This window comes from Psychrobacillus sp. NPDC058041 (assembly GCF_042885655.1).
In the GTDB taxonomy this organism is placed as follows: domain Bacteria; phylum Bacillota; class Bacilli; order Bacillales_A; family Planococcaceae; genus Psychrobacillus.
This window is the reverse complement of the sequence record NZ_JBHVRO010000001.1, coordinates 75,450-94,391: the sequence shown is the minus strand read 5'-3', so window position 1 is coordinate 94,391 and position 18,942 is coordinate 75,450. Positions and strand designations below refer to the sequence as shown.

The window sequence follows — 18,942 nt, the reverse complement described above, 5'->3', positions numbered from 1 at the left end:
TTATTTGTTCCTCCGACTTTCTCGTTTATTGCACTACACCGTGACAGTTTTTATATTTTTTTCCACTTCCGCAAGGACATAAGTCATTTCTTCCTATTGGGGCGTCATTTCGCACCGGTTTTTTCTTTACAGCTTCTCCATCTTCTTTTGGATTTACTGCTTGGCCTTTTGCGACTTCTTCACGTTCTAGGTTGTTACGAATTTCCGCTTTCATTGCATATTTTGCTACATCCTCTTGAATGGATTCTACCATTGCTTCAAACATTGCAAAACCTTCACTTTGATACTCACGAAGCGGATCATTTTGTCCATATGCACGTAAATGAATCCCTTGGCGAAGCTGATCCATCGCATCGATATGATCAATCCACTTAGAATCAATAGAGCGAAGTAATACTACTTTTTCGAATTCACGCATACGTTCAGATGTTAAATCTTCTTCTTTAGCGTCATAAAAACGAATTACTTCTTCTTTAATTTTTGCTTCGATTTCTTCAGAAGATAAGTCTTCTAAAATTTCTTGCGTAATAATTCCTTCAGGCAATAAATTTGCATGAATATTATCTTCGATACCTTTTAAACCCCACTCTGCTTTATTGTCAGAGCTTGTATGGGATGCTACTAAACGTTCGATTGCACCGAAAATCATTGATTCCACTAGGGCACGCATATTTTCGGTTTCTAACACTTCGTTTCGTTCTTTGTAAATAATTTCACGTTGTTGACGTAACACATCATCATACTGTAGCAAACGTTTACGAGAGTCAAAGTTATTTCCTTCAACTCGTTTTTGTGCTGATTCGACTGCACGGGAAACCATTTTCGATTGAATTGGTTGGGAATCATCCATGCCAAGTTTCGTCATCATATTTCGCATATTATCAGAACCAAAACGACGCATTAATTCATCTTCCATAGAAAGATAAAACTGCGTGATACCAGGATCGCCTTGACGACCAGAGCGTCCACGTAATTGATTATCGATACGTCTAGACTCATGACGTTCTGTACCAATTACAGCAAGTCCGCCAACTTCAATTACCCCGTCACCAAGCTTAATATCCGTACCACGTCCAGCCATATTAGTCGCAATAGTAACAGATCCCATATGACCAGCTGTAGCAATAATTTCTGCCTCATGTTCATGATTTTTCGCGTTTAATACATTATGCTTAATACCATGTTTGGTTAACAAATTAGAAATAATTTCAGAAGTTTCAATAGCAACCGTTCCAATCAAAACAGGCTGACCATTTTTATGTCTTTCAGCAATATCCGCAGCAACCGCTTCAAACTTTCCATTCATCGAAGCATAAATTAAATCTGCACGGTCATCCCTTGTAATAGGACGATTAGTTGGAATCGCAATAACGTTCATGTTATAAATATTACGGAATTCCTCTTCTTCTGTTTTCGCAGTACCTGTCATACCTGATAACTTATCATACATGCGGAAAAAGTTTTGGAATGTAATTGTAGCCATCGTCATCGATTCATTTTGAATTTCTAACGCTTCTTTTGCCTCGATAGCTTGATGTAGACCATCGCTATAACGTCGGCCTTTCATCAAACGTCCAGTGAACGAGTCAACGATTACAACTTCTCCATCTTGAACAACATAATCCACATCTAAATGCATAGACACATGCGCTTTTAAGGATTGATTGACTGCATGATTCAGACGAACATGTGTTAAATCAAATAGGTTTTCAATTCCAAAGGCTTTTTCTACTTTTTCAACTCCAGTATCGGTTAACGTAACTCCTTTTGTTGATTCTTCATACGTATAATCATCATCTTTTGATAATGTGCGAACAAATGCATTCGCTTGTTTATAAAGAAGTGCCGCTTTATTCGCTTGCCCTGAAATAATTAATGGAGTTCTTGCTTCATCGATTAAAATGGAGTCAACTTCATCAATAACAGCATAGTGAAGAGGACGTTGTACTTTATCTTCCTTGTACAACACCATATTATCTCGAAGATAATCAAAACCTAATTCGTTATTCGTAGAATACGTAATATCTGCAGCATAAGCTTCACGTTTTTCTTCTTTAGATAAGGAATTCAAGTTTAAGCCAACTGTCATCCCTAAAAATTCATATAGTTGTCCCATTTCAGTTGCATCACGGCTTGATAAATATTCATTTACTGTTACAACGTGTGAACCTAGACCAGGAATTGCATTTAAATACACGGACATAGTAGAGGTAAGAGTTTTACCTTCCCCTGTTTTCATTTCCGCAATATTTCCTTCATGTAGTGCTACAGAACCCATCACTTGGACGTGGAAAGGGTACATACCTAACACTCGCTTTGCACCTTCACGAACAACTGCAAATGCTTCCGGCAATAATTGATCTAATGTCTCTCCATTTGCGTATCGGGTACGAAACTCATCTGTTTTGGCACGTAATTCTTCATCTGTTTTGGAATTCATTTCACTCGCAAATGAATCCACTTTATCAGCAACTTTTTCTAATCGCTTTAAGTCACGTTTATTTAAATCGAATACTTTATTTAATACACCAAGCATCTATTTTCACTTCCCATTTAGTCTTACTCTCCATTTTAACATTGGATACCAAGCCGTGCAAACAACATGTCAGTTTACTAGCATGTTGTTTGTAAAGAGTTTGTAACAAAATAAAATAAATATTTAACCGATATTAAATTTTTGCACCATTCTAAGAAAAACTGGCAAAGTAGATTTCCTCTATGGCGGACGCTTTTCGCACATGGCTTCTGTTCATGGTCTAAAACTTTATATACTTTCTTGACTTTTTAATAATAAAAAACTCTCCTCTTGCATGGAGGAGAGTGGGACTTTTAGATATAGCTTGACGGAGAACTATTGTCTACAGTCAAATTAATTTGTTTCGATTAAACCGTATTTCCCATCTTTTCGTTTGTATACAATGTGAGTGCCGTTTGAATCTGCATCTGTAAAGATATAGAAGTTATGGCCTAACATATTCATTTGTAGTACTGCTTCTTCTTGATCCATTGGTTTTAAGTCAAATTGTTTTGTTCGAACAATATTATATTCATCTTCATCTGATTGAACTACCGGCGCATCAGGAGCCTCAATTGTAGCAAAGTAAGCACTAACACCTTCACGCTCACGGAACTTACGATTTACTTTTGTTTTATACTTACGTATTTGACGTTCTAACTTATCAACGATTAAGTCAACGGCTGCATACATATCGGCATTTCGTTCTTCTGCACGTAAAGTTAAATTTTTCATAGGAATTGTAACTTCTACTTTTGTCTGTTTGTCATTATACACTTTTAGATTTACATTGGCTGTAGCTTGGATTTCTTCGTTGAAATAACGGGCAACTTTTTCTATCTTCCCCTCAACGTGATCTCGAATTGCAGGAGTCACCTCAATATTTTCTCCACGAATGTTAAAGTTTAACATGAAAACTCCTCCTTTAATATAACTCTAATAGTATATTTCTACATCCTCTTTAAAATATCCTTCTTTCTTAAAAGAATATTTTTATTTTTTGTCGAACTTTGTAGTATAAATCACTTCTTCCTTTCGATTTCTTTTTTGCGTCTATTTTTAAGTTCACTGATAATTAAGCTTTCCCCTTTTTCATCATCCATAAACCTTACACCATACTCATAACCTGAAATTTTACGATGTGACCATACAAATTCACCGATTAATGAAATAAGTGTTTCATCTAATTTAAATTGCAATTCCACATGATTCAATTTCTCAATTGAAATAAATAGCTCTGAATACATTTTCATTCCATGTGGACTTATGTCGATTATTGTACACTTACCCTTTTTTGAGATTTCTACTGGAGAGGATTCGCTTGCATCTTTTATTAGTCGAAAAGTTGCTTCACACGGGTCATCGAATGTATATCTAAAGTATTCGTTTCGCTTATAGAGCATTTCTATCCATCCTTTCAGAACGAACAAATTTACAGTCTGACTTTCCTCCATTATGACGAAGGGTAACAAAACTTTCAATATCTTTGTACGATTCAAATGACTCAAAAAATAAAAAGCTCTATCGCTAATTATACGATAGAGCAGTTATCTATATGATTTATTTAATCGAAGCTACAGAGACATCTGCTACTCTTTTAGCTCCAACATAGTGTTTAGCCCAATAATATGGATCACTTAATTTATCAATTTTAACTCCTTGGGAAGAAGAAGAATGAATAAACTTTCCATCTCCTATGTATATACCTACATGAGATATTCCACTACCAGTAGTATTAAAGAAAACTAAATCTCCAGTTGATAAGTTATCTCTTTCTACTTTAGTACCTGTACCGTGCATGCCTGCTGAAGTTCTTGGAAGATCAATACCTACATCATCAAACACGTAGTTCACAAACCCAGAACAATCAAAACCAGCTTTCGTTGTTCCACCACTACGATATTTGGTACCTATTAAATTTTTAGCTGTAGCTACTAAATCATTCGAATTTACTAAAGTGGAAGCTTCAGTATTTTCTCCGAAAGGAGCTGTGACTAAAATAATAGTAAATAATAATATAGTTATGATTTTTCGTGACGTAAGTCTTAGGCTCATGGTTTTCCTCCGAAGGACTAAAGTTTTCTGAAATATTAACTAAAATCATCTTACCACGGAATATTCCATTTTAATTTTACAGTTGTGTAACAATTGTGTTACAAAATTCATTAACTATTTCATAGATAATATGTTCCAAAAGAGTATAAACCCTTATGTAATCTAAGTTTAACAAAAAAATAAGCCCCAAAAAGTCAAACAAATGACTTCCGGGGCTTTTGTCACATTTTAAATCGTGATGTGGATGCTTCTAAAATATCCGCTTGCTCGCTTACTCCGTTTATAAGATATGAAAGAGATTCAATCGTTTGAACGTTCGATAACAGTAACTGCACGGTTTCTTCCATTTGAACGGTATTTACTTCTATAGATTCTGTTAAGGCAAATATAAGCTTTTCAGAGGTATTCTTTTCTTGTTCAATTGTAATAATTGAATTAGTAATATGATCATTTTGATTTTTAGAATCATGAATAAAACTTATAATATCATCCATTTTTTCATGTAATAATTGAAAAGTTGTTGCGCTTTTTTTCGACGTAGATAACCCTTCTGCAAACACTTTTTCCATTACATTTCCTTGTAATGTAATAGAATTAGAAACTCCATAAATCGTTTCTGCAGTAGTAGATACTTCATCTGCAAGCTTTTTCACTTCTTCTGCAACGACTGCAAACCCTTTTCCATGAATACCTGAACGTGCTGCTTCGATGCCAGCATTTAAAGCAAGTAAATTGGTTTGTTTAGATATAGCTTGGACTATTGCTGTCATTCGAGCAATTTCTTCTGTTCTTTCTTGTAATAATTGACGTTCCTTATCCGCCTCTTTAAATAATGTGCGCAGTCTCTTCGTTTCGCTAGCAGCTGTCTTCATTGCAACCGCACTTTCATCAGCGATTTGTACAGCAATTGTAGCCTGATTATTTAATCGCACTGCTTTCTCTGTAACTTCTTGAAAAGTACGAGAAAATTCTTCTAAAAATGCTCTGATTCCAATCGATGATTCTTTCTGCTCAAGCATATTATGACTGATTTCGTTTATCGCAACTTGAACTACATCCGAACTTTCAACTGTTTCTTTCGAATGACCTTTTAATGTGCTGCTATCCTTACTCAATTTTTCAGCGGTTTGTTTAATTGTATAAACCATTGTAGTTAAGTTTTCTTGCATTTCATTCATCGCACTAGTAACTTCACCAATTTCGTCTTTTGTCCAAATATGAAGTGGTTCGATCAGTAAATTACCTGTTGCAATTTCCTTCGCGGAAGATGCCACTTCTCTTAGCTGATTTTTTATTTGTCTATTCGTTAAGAACAATAAGGCTAGTGATATTAGGCCAGCAAAGATGAAGGATGTAATGACTACTAAGATTGTATCTTGCTGACTTTTATTCATTTTTTGTATGATTAATTCTCGATTGTTCGATTCTTCTTGTCTTGTTTTATCGAGTATTTGTGTAAGTTGAATTTGCTTTTTATTAATTGCTTGTAATTGTCTTCGCTTTGCTACGTTTTCCTTCTTTTCTACAGATTCTTTTAAATTTTTTTCAAATGTCACATACATGCCATTTAACGATTGTGTGAAGGCATCCCAATCTAAATTATCAATTCTTTCACTAGAAGTTTCTATTAACTCTTTAAGATTCGCTTTTTTCACTTCATAATCTTTTTCAAATTCCGGCAATGGATCCCCAGCATAATGTGAAATGGCAATATACAAACTTGCTACTTCCGAACGCATAACATCCATTTTTTCGACATTTCGAAAAGAAATTTCTAGTTCATCTGATAATTTTTGATTATGAATAACTTGAATAACTAACAAAGCTCCCATCATTCCAAATAAGAAAAAAGAACTGAAAATGGTAATTGAATATTTCTTTCGAAGTGGAATACTAGACCATTTTTTCATAGATATTAAGACCTCCTTAGTCGAAATATAGCATGTTTATTATTCTCGGAAAGCGAATTTTCAAAGTCTTAACAATAAATTTACAGTATATTAATAAAAGACAAATCTGAAAATTCAATGTAGGATAAAAATAAACCATTAAGAGAGGAAGATCGACTATGAATTTAGGAATTACGAACAAACGTGTCATCGTTCTAGCATCGAGTAAAGGACTGGGAAAAGCAACGGCATTACAATTTGCAAAAGAAGGTGCGAAAATACTCATTTCGAGTCGAAACGAAGAAGAATTGAAAAAAACTGCCGATGAATTAAAGATAGTTAGTAACAATCAAGAAGTATATTATGCAGTATGTGATGTGACAAAGGAAAACGACATTAAACTACTTTTTGAGACAGCAACCAAGAAACTTGGCGGCGTCGACATTTTAGTAAATAACGCTGGTGGCCCTACTCCTGGCGGCTTCGAACAAGTGACGGACGAAGATTGGAATGCGGCATTCGAAAAAAATTTACTCAGCTACATTCGCACGATTCGATTAGCCCTTCCATTCATGAAAAAACAAAACTTCGGCCGAATCGTCAACATTTCCTCTTCCTCAACAAAAGAAGTGTTAGACGGTCTCATTTTGTCGAATACCTTCCGGCTAGGAATGGTTGGACTATCAAAAAGTATCGCGCGTGAGTACGCAGGTCAAAATATACTAATTAACACAGTCGGACCAGGTCGAATACAGACAGATCGTGTCACCGAGCTCGACCAAATTGCGGCTGAAAAGAATAACATAACACTTGATGAAGTTAGAGAAGGATTTAAACGAGTAATACCAGCCGGAAGATATGGCGCTCCCGAAGAATTCGCAAATATAATTGTATTTTTATGCTCAGAAGCAAATACATATATGACAGGACAAAACTTAGTCGTAGATGGCGGCATGTTAAAGGCTCTATAGAGGGAGAAGACCCGAAACTTTATGTTTTGGGTCTTTTTGGATTGAATTGGTCTCGGCTTTGTGTAAGTTGGTCTCGAGTACAGATGAATTGGTCTCGCACTGGAGAAGTTTGGTCTCGGCTTCAAGTGAATTAGTCTCGTTGTGCCATTTACTGGGTTTCTATCGGCATTAGAAGAGAGCGACTTCATGAATCTGAGGTCGCTCTCTTTTGGTTATTTTACAATTAGTTTAATTTTATTTTGTGATGGATCTTTGGTGATGTAAACTCCGCTTTCTTCATTGACAGTTGTTCCGTTTGCCTGCAAGTTTTCTACCGCAGTATTTAATAATTCATAACTTGGAAATACTAATGTAAATGCCTCAAGACCTATAACGTTTTCTGCAGCTGGTGGTGCTCCAACACCAGCCCAAGTATTTAAGCCAATGTGGTGATGATATTTACCGGTTGCCATGAACAAAGCACCTGGATAATTTGGCGTCACAACTTCAAATCCTAATAATTTATAAAATGTCTCCGATTTTGATAAATCCGCAACTTGTAGATGAATATGGCCCATTACAGTTCCTTCAGGTAATCCAGCCCATTTTGTATTCGCACCTTCTGTTAAAATACTTTGGGCATCGATTTGTAGAGTAGCCATTTCAACGTACTCCCCATTCCATGTCCACTCCGAGTCAGGTCGGTCACTATAAATTTCAATACCATTTCCATCGGGATCATTTAAATATAACGCTTCGCTTACTAAATGGTCTCCCGCTCCAATTCGCTCATTAATTTCTATGAAATGCTTTAATATTGCTCCTAAATCTGCTCGACTTGGCAACAACAATGCAAAGTGGTATAAGCCTGTAGTTTGTTGTGATTTTGGCATAATATTTGCTGGTTGCTCGATAGATAAAAGTGCAGTTTTTCCATCCGCAGTTAACAAAACTTTATTGTCCATTTTTTTTAGCACTTTAAATCCAATTATTTCTTGGTAATACTTAAGTGATCGTTCTAAATCCGTTACTTTTAGTTCAACTAATTCTACGAACGTATATGGCTTATTTTGATATTTCATTTATGATACCTCCATTTATTATTAGTTACTTATAGTAAGTTATTATATTTTAGTTACCTAATAAAGTCAAGGATGTGAGATTAGATATTATCGCAAATTCAGACTTTCATACATTATTCTCCACGTTTTCGAAACATTTATAAGCTCTAATTTGTCTTATTTTTTGTGAATCGCAAGATCCAACAGTGAAATCGCAAATGCGTGCTGCGAATCGCAAGGTCTATTCTCAGAATCGCAAGAAAAAGGATAGTCGCAACTTTATACGCTGGATTCGCAATGTTTCGTACGCTACTCGCAACATCTCCTCTTTTATTCACAATATTTTCTCCTCTACTCGCAACATTTATTACATATGAGTTAAACTTCTCTCTCAATTCACGTGAAAAAACCACCAGTCACCTTTGAACTAGTGGTTTCAACAACGTTTATTTTGCTAATGGTACTTGGATGGACATTTGCTGGCAATCAGCTAGTTTGCTGATGTCGAAGTTTCCTCCGCTTACGATGATTCCTACGTTTTTGGCGGTAGATGGAATGTGGTGATTCAACACTGCTGCTACTGCTGCGGCACCTGCACCTTCGATAAGTGTTTTTTCTCGTTCGAGCATAAAGAGAATGGCTGTTGCGATTTCTTGCTCGGTCACTGTTATCATGTCGTCCACGTGGGATTGAATAATGCTCATGGTCAGCTTACCAGGGATTTTCACGTTTATTCCTTCGGCAATTGTTTTACCTTGAAATGGAATTAATCCATCGGCAATTCCCTTACAGGCAATTGCAATGGCGGAAGCGTTTATCGACTGAACTCCAATTACTTGGATATCAGGTCGAATGGATTTTACTGCAAGTAGTGTACCTGCGAGTAAGCCACCTCCACCAGCTGGTACAATAATCGTATCAATCTCTGGACGTTGCTGAAGCATTTCTAATGCAACAGTCGCCTGACCTTCAATTACATCTAGGTCATCAAAAGGATGAATAAAGTTCGCACCTGTTCGGAGTTGTTCTTCTCTTGCTGCTACATATGTTTCATCAAAGTTTTGACCCACAAGTTTTACGGTTGCGCCATAGCCTTTTGTTGCATTTACTTTCGTAACTGGTGTTCCGATTGGCATGAAAATAGTGACTGGTACATTGCGCACTCTTCCAGCATAAGCAACTCCTTGTGCGTGATTGCCTGCGGAAGCGGCGATTAAGCCTCGCATACATTCTCCATCGGTTAGCTGTGATACTTTATTCATTGCACCTCTAATTTTAAATGAACCCGTCTTTTGTAAGTTTTCCATTTTCAGAAATACTTGCATTCCAGTGATTTCATTCAATGTAGATGACTTTTTAAACGGTGTACGATGAATGAACTCCGCTACTTTTTCAGATGCTCGATATAAACCTACAGTGTCATATGAATTCCCAACAAAACCATCTCCTAATTCTTTTTTTCAATCATCTATGTTAACCTATACTGTTATTTCCGTTACAGTCGGACGCTTTCCACGGTCGGTCCGTGAGCGTCTTTAGCCTTCGTTCCTATGTTCACTCCTGCGGTGTCTCACCTGAACTCGCTTTTCCCGCTGGAGTCACCACCTTCCACTACAATTAAATAATTGATTTTAAAATCAACAATTACATATTACATAGCATTTCAATAGATAAGATTAACTTTTATGCCTAGATTCCAAGCACCTTATGCATTTCTTAATTCATATGCTTTAATTTGTTCTTCGTATTGGAAGGTCAATGAAATTTCATCCCATCCATTTAGAAGCATTTTCTTTTGGTATGGGTCGATGTCAAATGTATAAACAACACCGTCTTCTCCAGTTACTTTTTGTTCCTCTAAATTGACTTTCATGACATACTCTTCTTTATTCAAAATTACTTCTACTTCTTCAACCGACAATTTAATAGGTAGAATTCCGTTTTTCATACAGTTATTATAGAAAATATCTGCGAAACTTGGAGCAATTACTACTCGAAATCCATAGTCTAAAATTGACCATGGGGCATGTTCACGTGACGATCCACATCCGAAATTATCATGTGCTACTAATATAGTAGAATCTTTATAGCGTTCATCATTTAATACAAAATCTTTATTTGGATTTCCTTCAGCATCGAACCGCCAGTGATAAAATAAGTATTTACCGAATCCTGTGCGTTCAATTCTCTTTAGAAATTCTTTTGAGATAATTTGATCGGTATCAACATTTTTTTGATTCAAAGGTGTAATGACACTTTTTATTTCATTAATAGACTCCACTGAAATTCCTCCCTACGCATTCGCTAATTCAATTTCAATTTAAAATCTGTGCAATCCATCGGAGCTACAGGCCAACAGAATGTTGTACACTCAGGTTACCGCAGAACGCGGCGATCTTAGCCAGAGTTTCTCTAATCGAACATGACTTAAACCCCTGCGGAATAAAGTTGAAATTTGCGAACGTCAACAATATGACCTTCAATTGCTGCAGCTGCAGCCATTGCCGGGCTCATCAGATGTGTTCTAGATCCAGCACCTTGACGTCCTTCAAAGTTACGGTTTGATGTAGATGCGCAATGTTCACCAGCTGGAACAATATCATCATTCATCGCTAGGCACATACTGCATCCAGATTCACGCCATTCAAATCCTGCATTAAGGAATACTTTGTCGATGCCTTCTTGTTCTGCTTGTTTTTTAACGGTTTGTGAACCTGGTACAACAATCGCTGTTACATTTGGGTTAACTTTGCGACCTTCCACTACTTTTGCCGCGGCACGTAAGTCACTTAAACGGGCATTTGTACATGAACCAATAAATACATTACTAATCTGGATATCTGTTAAAGGCATTCCTTCTTGAAGCCCCATATAAGCAAGTGCTTTTTCATGCGCTTGTTTATCGCTTGTTTTTGAAAAGTCGTTTGTATATGGAATATGATTTGAAACGCCAGATCCCATCGAAGGGTTAGTACCCCAAGTAACAAATGGCTCGATTTCATCAGCGGAAATCTCGACTATTTTATCGTAAGTTGCTCCTTCATCGGTAGCTAAAGCTAACCAACGAGCTGCCTCTTTCTCAAACGCTTCCCCAGTTGGAACATGCTCACGTCCTCTTAGGAATTCAATCGTCGTCCCGTCCGGGCTAATCAAACCAGCGCGAGCTCCTGCCTCGATTGACATATTACAAATAGTCATGCGTTCTTCCATTGTTAAATGACGAATTGCTTCACCAGTATATTCCACGATATAACCAGTACCCATATCAATGCCAAATTTCGCTATAATAGCTAAAATGATATCTTTTGCTGCTACTCCATAACCAAGCTCACCTGTTACTTTGATTTCCATTGTTTTAGGTTTAGATTGCCATAAAGTTTGAGTAGAAAGCACATGTTCCACTTCGCTTGTTCCTATACCAAAAGCGATTGCTCCAAACGCACCATGAGTAGATGTGTGACTATCGCCACAAACAATCGTTTTTCCAGGTTGTGTAAGCCCTAACTCTGGTCCTATAATATGGACAATCCCTTGATCGGGATGATCCATATTCGCAAGAGGAACACCAAATTCTTCACAGCTTTCCTGAAGTGTACTGATTTGTTTACGGGCAATTACATCTTTAATCTGTTCTCTATTTCGAGTCGGTACATTGTGATCCATTGTTGCAAAACAAAGATCTGGACGACGAACCTTTCGATTGTTTAGTCGTAACCCTTCAAAAGCCTGCGGAGATGTTACTTCATGGAGTAAGTGTAAATCGATATAGAGAAGGTCTGGTTTTCCTTCTTCCTCGTATACAATATGTTCATCCCAAATTTTCTCAATAATCGTTTTTGCCATTTAGTTCCTCTCCCTTTGGTTAGACATAAGAAAACATAATGCTATCTGATACAAATTCTGAGTCTAACTCTTCTAATACTTTTGCCGTCCATTCTGTTGTGGAAAGTGCACGTTTTCCTTTAACTTGTAAATCACCTGTCAAATAGCCGTCATTTAATACATTAAATACAGCTTCTTCCACTGCAGAAGCTTCCGTCTCCATTTGGAAAGCTTCACGAAGCATCATAGCTACAGAAAGAATAGTTGCCGCTGGATTCGCTTTGTTCTGTCCTGCAATATCCGGAGCAGAACCATGGACTGGTTCATATAAACCAAAGCCATCTTCCCGTGTACTTGCAGATGGCAGCATTCCTAGAGAACCAGTAATAACAGATGCTTCATCACTTAAAATATCACCAAACATATTTTCCGTTACGATGACATCAAAATCAGCTGGTTTTGTAATTAATTTCATCGCAGTGGAATCAACTAGCATATGTTCCACTTCAACATCTGGATAACCTTGTTTTTTCTCTTCTACAATTTCTCGCCATAATTTACTCGTATCTAAAACATTTGCTTTATCAACAGAAGCAAGTTTTCCTCTACGATTTCTTGCAATTTGGAAAGCAGTATCCACAATTCGCTCAATTTCTTTTCTCGTGTAAACAAGTGTGTCTAACGCACTATCCTTTGTTTTCTTACGTGGTTCGCTGAAGTATAAACCTCCGGTAAGTTCACGAACAATAACCAAATCAACATTTTCCGCTACTTCCCTTTTTAGAGGAGAAGCATCTAGTAATGCAGGTATAGCTTTGACTGGACGAATATTCGCATAGAGCCCAAAATGTTTACGAATTGCCAATAATCCTTTTTCCGGGCGTAAATGAGATGGATTTTGATCCCATTTTGGCCCACCGACTGCACCTAAAAGGATGGCATCACTTTGACTACATTTGCTAATTGTTTCTGCTGGAAGTGGATCTTCACAGTCATCAATTGCTGCCCCACCGATCAGTGCATAGTGCAGATGAAACGTGTGGTTATAGTGTTTTTCAATTGCTTGAAGTACCTTGACTGCTGCTTCCGTTACTTCTGGGCCGATTCCATCTCCCGGTAATACCGCTATCGTTTTTTCCATCCCACTCACTCCCTTTATTTTGTCTAGTCTCCAGGCGCTAGCCGCTCGAGGTCAAATGTGAAATTACTGCGGTGGCTTAAGAGCTGCCTCCTGGGCCCACACGAAGTGGGTCATGTCTGCTTTGCCACAGGATGTGGCGCATTTTGCAGACCTACCTCTTTCCCCATTTGCTTGTCGCGGCTAATCGGACGCCTTCCGCTTTTCCATATTATTGTGTTACTGCTACTTTTTGTTGATAATGCTCCTTGACCAATTGACGATTAATCGCGTTCAAATACGCTTTAGCAGATGCTTCTAGTACGTCTTGTGAAGCATTGCGACCCGTGGAAATAACATCATTAAAACTTAAATTAATAACCGCTTCTCCTAGTGCGTCTCTTCCTTTTGATACGGAAGATACACGATAATCAATAATATGAACTTTCCCGTTCACTAGCTTTTCAAGTGTATTGAAAATGGCTTCTACTGAACCCGCGCCTGTAGAAGATACGACTTCCACTTCCCCTGTTGGTGTTTTAGCTTGGACTGTAGCAGTAGGAATATTTGAAGTTCCATATTGAACTTGTACGCTTTCTAATTCATACACTTCCACCTCAGAAGTTTTTACTTGTTGATCTGTTAATAAAACAAATAAATCTTCCTCGGTAATCTCTTTCTTACGATCTGCTAGCTTTTTAAAAGCTACAAATGCAGCATTTAACTTTTCATCACTTAAATGAAAGCCCATTTGTTCCGCACGATCAAAGAATGCATGGCGACCAGAATGTTTTCCAAGAACTAGTTCTGTTGTTACATCACCTATTAAATCAGGTGTAATAATTTCATACGTTTCAGGGTTTTTCAACATACCATCTTGGTGAATACCAGATTCATGTGCGAATGCATTTTTCCCAACAACTGCTTTGTTTGGTTGAATGACAACTCCCGTTAACTTGCTCACAAGCTGACTTGTGCGTTTAGTTTCTTTTAACACAATGCCTGATTCTGCTTGGTAATAATCTTTTCGAATATGTAATGCAACTGCAATTTCTTCTAATGCTACGTTTCCAGCACGTTCACCAATTCCATTAATCGTTCCTTCTATTTGTGTTGCACCATTTTCAATTGCTGCAAGTGTATTAGCTGTTGCTAAACCTAAATCATCATGACAGTGCGCAGATAGCTTCACTTTTTCAATACCCGTTACATTTTCACTTAAGTATCTGAATAAAGCACCATATTCAATTGGAGATGCATAACCAACTGTATCTGGAATATTAATCGTCGTAGCTCCGGCCTTGATTACTTCATTCATAATACGTACTAGAAAATCACGATCGGAACGTGTTGCATCTTCTGCTGACCACTGGACAAGTGGAAAATACTTTCTTGCTAATTTAACCGATTCCACTGCAATTTCAATGACTTGTTCCGGTGTTTTGTTCAGCTTATATTGCATATGGATTGGGGAAGTCGCTATAAATGTGTGAAGGTGCGGCTGCACTCCACCTCTTAAAGCTTCCCAAGAAGTTTCTATATCACTTTTAATCGAACGAGCCAATCCTGTAACAATGGAGTTTTTCACTGTCCCAGCAATTTGCTTAACAGCATCAAAGTCTCCAGGAGAAGAAGCAGGAAATCCTGCCTCTATTATGGAAACTCCATACTTTTCAAGCTGACGAGCAATTTCTAATTTTTCTTGGGTGTTTAGGTTTATACCCGCTGATTGTTCCCCATCACGTAGCGTTGTGTCGAAAATATCAATTTTTTGCACTCGTCACCACTTCTTTCTTGACTTGTTTTTTCCCTTCATTGATAAATGGCATCATTTCACGAAGCTTTGCACCAACAACCTCGATTTGATGTTCAGATTCAGCTTTTTTGATCGCATTATATTTTGGACGATCTGTTTCGTTTTCTTTAATCCATTCTCTTGCAAATGTTCCATCTTGTATGTCTGTTAATACGTCTTTCATACGATCTTTAACGGAAGAATCGATGATACGTGGACCTGATACAAAATCTCCCCACTCAGCAGTATCTGAGATAGAAGAACGCATTGTAGCCATTCCTCCCTCGTACATTAGGTCTACGATTAGTTTTAATTCGTGTAGCGTTTCGAAGTATGCAAGCTCTGGTTGGTATCCAGCTTCTACTAACGTTTCGAAACCAGCTTTGACGATTGCAGTCGTACTACCACAAAGTACCGCTTGTTCTCCGAAAAGATCTGTTTCTGTTTCTTCTTTGAATGTTGTTTCAAGAACTCCTGCACGAGCAGCTCCAATACCTTTTGCGTATGCTAAAGCTACGTTTTTTGCTTGGCCAGAAGCATCTTGATATACCGCGAATAAACCTGGTACCCCTGCACCCGCCTCAAATGTTCTACGTACTAAATGTCCAGGACCTTTTGGTGCTACTAAGAATACATCCACATCTGTTGGAGGTACAATTTGACCAAAATGTACGTTGAAACCATGTGCAAATACTAAAGATTTCCCTGCAGTTAAAGCGGGTTCAATTTCTGCTTCATATACTGCTTTTTGTCTTTCATCCGGTAATAAAATCATAATAACCTCTGCTTTTTCTGCAGCTTCTTTTACAGAATAAACTTCCAATCCATCCTCTTTCGCTTGATCAAATGATTTCCCAGCACGAATACCAACTACTACATTAAATCCTGAATCCTTCAAGTTTTGTGCATGTGCATGACCTTGTGATCCGTAACCGATGATTGCGATTGTTTTATCCTTTAAAAGTCCTTCGTTGATATCTCCGTTGTAATACATTTTAGCCATTGTAATTTCCTCCTCAAATTTGGGTTTTTATCTTATTGCAAAATAGATAACTGTGGCGTGTTAACTTTCTGCGTTTCGCGAACAAATGCGGTAACGCCAGTTCTAGTTAGCTCTTTAATGCCATAAGGCTTGAGCAAATCAATAAATGCATCTATCTTTTCAGGGTGACCTGTCACCTGGAATGTCACGACATTTTTTCCGGTGTCGATGGTAGCAGCGCGGAACGGTTCTACAATACTATTGATCTCCGCTCTCACAGCTGGTGGCGACACGACTTTCACGAGTGCCAACTCCCTTACAACAATCGATTTCTCTGAAATGTCATTTACTTTCAACACATCTACTTGTTTCTGAAGCTGTTTTAATAACTGTTCAAGTTTTTGTTCATCTTGCACATTTACGACAAACGTCATTTTTGAAATTTGCGGTTGTTCCGTATGTCCTACTGTTATACTTTCAATATTGAACTGACGCTTCATGAGTAGGCCAGTTACTCGGTTTAATACTCCGCTTTGGTTTAACACGGTTACTGTTATAATCCGTTTCATTCTGGCTTCACTCCAATCATTTCATGTAGTCCTTTACCTGGGGCAACCATCGGAAAGACTTTTTCTTTTTGCACGACTCTACAATCAATTAATACCGGCTCATCTGATTCAAGTGCTTCTTTTATTTGTACTTTTGCATCTTCATATGTTTCGATTTTGTAACCTTTAACATCATAAGCTGCAGCAAGTTTCACAAAATCTGGTTGAATCGGCATGAGTGATTGCGAGAAACGCTCTTCATGGAAGGTTTCTTGCCACTGACGAACCATTCCAAGTGCTTGATTGTTTAAAATAATTACTTTTACTGGAATGCGCATTTCCTGAAGCAAAGACAATTCCTGTAGTGTCATCTGAAAACCTGCATCCCCAACAATTGACACTACTTTTGCATTTGGTTTTGCAATTTGTGCACCAATAGCTGCTGGGAAACCAAATCCCATAGTGCCTAGCCCACCAGAAGTTACCCAGTTATGTGGCTGGTTGAATTTATAATATTGTGCCGTCCACATTTGATGCTGCCCCACATCAGTCGTAACAACTGCATTTCCATGTGTATATTCAAGCACCAGTTCCAATACTTGCTGCGGAAGTAAACCTCTTTCTTCACTAGCTTCATAGAATAAAGGAAACTGTCCTTGATTGACATGCAAACTTTCTAACCATGCAGCTGTATTCCCATTTGGTGCATCCTGTTCAAGTAGTGCAGTTAATGCTTCTTTCGCATCTGCTACAATCGGTATTTCAGTATGAACGTTCTTGCCAATTTCAGCAGGATCTATATCAATGTGAATTACTTTTGCATTCGGTGCAAAGTGAGCTAAGTTACCAGTTAAACGGTCATCAAACCTTGCTCCGACATTTATCAGTAAATCACAAGTTTGAATCGCCATATTTGCTGTATATGTTCCATGCATCCCTGCCATCCCTAAGAATAATGGATGATCTCCTTCAATACTTCCAAGTCCTAAAAGCGTATTTGTTATAGGAATTTGATATTTCTCTGCAAATTCCGCTAGTTGATCGGATGCTTTCGCAAACAATACTCCTGCACCAGCAAGAATAAGCGGTTGGTTCGCTTTTGAAATAGCTTTCGCTGCTTTTTGTATTTGTAAAAAGTTCGGTGTTGTCGTAGGTTGATAACCAGGAAGATTCACTTCATTCGTTTCCTCTTCACTTGGAACAAAAATGCTTGTTGCCATGTTTTTTGGAATATCTACAACGACTGGTCCTGGACGACCTGTGGAAGCAATATGAAAAGCTTCGTTAATAATTCTAGGAAAATCAGCTACATCTTTTACTTGATAATTATGTTTTGTTATTGGTTGCGTAATTCCGATAATATCCGCTTCCTGAAAAGCATCTGTTCCTATAACGGTAGTTGCAACTTGCCCAGTGAACACAACAAGTGGAATCGAATCCATCATCGCATCCGCAATTCCAGTTACGACATTCGTAGCTCCTGGACCAGACGTTGCAATAACGACCCCTACCTTTCCAGAAACACGTGCATACCCTTCTGCCGCGTGGATTGCTCCCTGTTCATGACGGGCTAAGATATGTCGAATCGGATTTTTATGGAGTGCATCGTAAATCGGTAACACTGCACCACCTGGATACCCAAAAACTACCTCAACTTGATGCTGTTTCAATGTTTCAATAAAAACATCTGCCCCATTCAATTGTTTAGGAGCTTCCGCCGCTTCAGGCTCTTCATACATTTCAAATGTTTCTTCAACGGTTAACTTCATCATCATTTCCTCCTTTTATTCAAATCGTCCAGTTTTAAAGAAAAGCGTAAGCGCCTATGTCTGCCCCGACAGGCAAATGGGGAAAAGCGAGGAGGCAGCTCCCCAGCCACCACAGCTTTTTCACATTTGACCCCGAGGGGCAAGGCGCTGGAGTCTAGACAGTAACTGAATAGAATAGTATTACTTCCTACTTCCTTATTGAATATAGAAACAAAGAAAAGAATTTCTCCCCACACAAAGAAACCATCGTTCTTTTGTATAGGGATGAAATTCTTTTCATGGTACCACCCTAGTTCGCAGCGCAACCGCTACCTCGCAGACAACCAACAAATGCCAGCCATCCATTTATAACGAGAGTAGCTATTTACTACACCCGGAAGTATCTAAAAGGTTTCCCGTTCAACACTTCACTCCGAGGGGATGTCGCTAAAGGTTGTAC

The 18,942-nt window shown here is 38.0% G+C and carries 16 protein-coding genes; 2 read left to right on the top strand and 14 right to left on the bottom strand.

The genetic code is table 11. The features are described 5' to 3' along the window. Positions 1-25: 25 nt before the first annotated feature. The 5 genes from secA to ACFVR1_RS00390 all read right to left on the bottom strand — a co-directional run bounded on the left by secA (position 26) and on the right by ACFVR1_RS00390 (position 6,480). Positions 26-2,536, bottom strand: a complete 2,511-nt coding sequence (gene secA / locus ACFVR1_RS00410; RefSeq protein ID WP_387578928.1) for a preprotein translocase subunit SecA — start codon at positions 2,534-2,536, stop codon at positions 26-28. Positions 2,537-2,869: 333 nt separating this feature from the next. Beyond that, a complete protein-coding gene (gene hpf, locus ACFVR1_RS00405) occupies positions 2,870-3,427 on the bottom strand; it encodes a ribosome hibernation-promoting factor, HPF/YfiA family (protein WP_387578925.1) in 558 nt (185 codons plus the stop codon). Between the two features lie 110 nt (positions 3,428-3,537). Continuing rightward, positions 3,538-3,918 (bottom strand): PilZ domain-containing protein, encoded by a 381-nt coding sequence (locus ACFVR1_RS00400; RefSeq protein WP_387578923.1) that lies wholly within the window; start codon positions 3,916-3,918, stop codon positions 3,538-3,540. Between the two features lie 157 nt (positions 3,919-4,075). Then, positions 4,076-4,570, bottom strand: a complete 495-nt coding sequence (locus ACFVR1_RS00395) for a C40 family peptidase (protein WP_387578920.1) — start codon at positions 4,568-4,570, stop codon at positions 4,076-4,078. Positions 4,571-4,791: 221 nt separating this feature from the next. Beyond that, positions 4,792-6,480 carry a methyl-accepting chemotaxis protein gene (locus ACFVR1_RS00390; protein ID WP_387578917.1) on the bottom strand — a complete coding sequence of 563 codons (1,689 nt, stop codon included), beginning with the start codon at positions 6,478-6,480 and terminating at the stop codon, positions 4,792-4,794. A gap of 158 nt (positions 6,481-6,638) precedes the next feature. Here ACFVR1_RS00390 and ACFVR1_RS00385 point away from each other — a divergent pair, with 158 nt between their 5' ends. Continuing rightward, positions 6,639-7,430: an SDR family oxidoreductase gene (locus tag ACFVR1_RS00385; protein WP_387578914.1), complete on the top strand. Its 792-nt coding sequence runs from the start codon at positions 6,639-6,641 to the stop codon at positions 7,428-7,430. Positions 7,431-7,642: 212 nt separating this feature from the next. Here ACFVR1_RS00385 and ACFVR1_RS00380 read toward each other — a convergent pair whose 3' ends face one another. Together ACFVR1_RS00380 and ACFVR1_RS00375 are read right to left on the bottom strand one after the other, a co-directional pair. Next, complete coding sequence (locus ACFVR1_RS00380) at positions 7,643-8,491, bottom strand: VOC family protein (protein ID WP_387578912.1); 849 nt, start codon at positions 8,489-8,491, stop codon at positions 7,643-7,645. A gap of 425 nt (positions 8,492-8,916) precedes the next feature. Continuing rightward, the gene (locus ACFVR1_RS00375; protein WP_387579926.1) at positions 8,917-9,795 is read right to left on the bottom strand and encodes a threonine ammonia-lyase; all 879 of its coding nucleotides are present in this window, start codon (positions 9,793-9,795) and stop codon (positions 8,917-8,919) included. A gap of 49 nt (positions 9,796-9,844) precedes the next feature. Between ACFVR1_RS00375 and ACFVR1_RS00370 the strand changes: the two genes are divergently transcribed. Then, positions 9,845-10,009, top strand: a complete 165-nt coding sequence (locus ACFVR1_RS00370) for a hypothetical protein (protein WP_387578909.1) — start codon at positions 9,845-9,847, stop codon at positions 10,007-10,009. 166 nt (positions 10,010-10,175) lie between these two features. Here the strand turns inward: ACFVR1_RS00370 and leuD are convergent, their stop codons facing one another. From leuD to ilvB, 7 genes are all read right to left on the bottom strand, one after another. Further along, complete coding sequence (gene leuD, locus ACFVR1_RS00365; protein ID WP_387578906.1) at positions 10,176-10,751, bottom strand: 3-isopropylmalate dehydratase small subunit; 576 nt, start codon at positions 10,749-10,751, stop codon at positions 10,176-10,178. A gap of 146 nt (positions 10,752-10,897) precedes the next feature. Beyond that, the gene (leuC, locus tag ACFVR1_RS00360) at positions 10,898-12,313 is read right to left on the bottom strand and encodes a 3-isopropylmalate dehydratase large subunit (RefSeq protein WP_387578904.1); all 1,416 of its coding nucleotides are present in this window, start codon (positions 12,311-12,313) and stop codon (positions 10,898-10,900) included. Positions 12,314-12,332: 19 nt separating this feature from the next. Next, positions 12,333-13,433, bottom strand: coding sequence for a 3-isopropylmalate dehydrogenase (gene leuB / locus ACFVR1_RS00355; protein WP_387578902.1), 1,101 nt, complete (start codon positions 13,431-13,433; stop codon positions 12,333-12,335). A 208-nt stretch (positions 13,434-13,641) separates the two neighbouring features. Beyond that, the gene (locus tag ACFVR1_RS00350; RefSeq protein ID WP_387578899.1) at positions 13,642-15,186 is read right to left on the bottom strand and encodes a 2-isopropylmalate synthase; all 1,545 of its coding nucleotides are present in this window, start codon (positions 15,184-15,186) and stop codon (positions 13,642-13,644) included. Continuing rightward, the gene (ilvC, locus tag ACFVR1_RS00345) at positions 15,173-16,207 is read right to left on the bottom strand and encodes a ketol-acid reductoisomerase (RefSeq protein WP_387578897.1); all 1,035 of its coding nucleotides are present in this window, start codon (positions 16,205-16,207) and stop codon (positions 15,173-15,175) included. The genes ACFVR1_RS00350 and ilvC overlap by 14 nt, the downstream gene beginning before the upstream one ends. Positions 16,208-16,239: 32 nt before the next feature. After that, complete coding sequence (gene ilvN / locus ACFVR1_RS00340) at positions 16,240-16,755, bottom strand: acetolactate synthase small subunit (RefSeq protein ID WP_387578894.1); 516 nt, start codon at positions 16,753-16,755, stop codon at positions 16,240-16,242. Beyond that, positions 16,752-18,473 (bottom strand): acetolactate synthase large subunit, encoded by a 1,722-nt coding sequence (gene ilvB / locus ACFVR1_RS00335; RefSeq protein WP_387579924.1) that lies wholly within the window; start codon positions 18,471-18,473, stop codon positions 16,752-16,754. The genes ilvN and ilvB overlap by 4 nt, the downstream gene beginning before the upstream one ends. Positions 18,474-18,942: the final 469 nt, after the last annotated feature.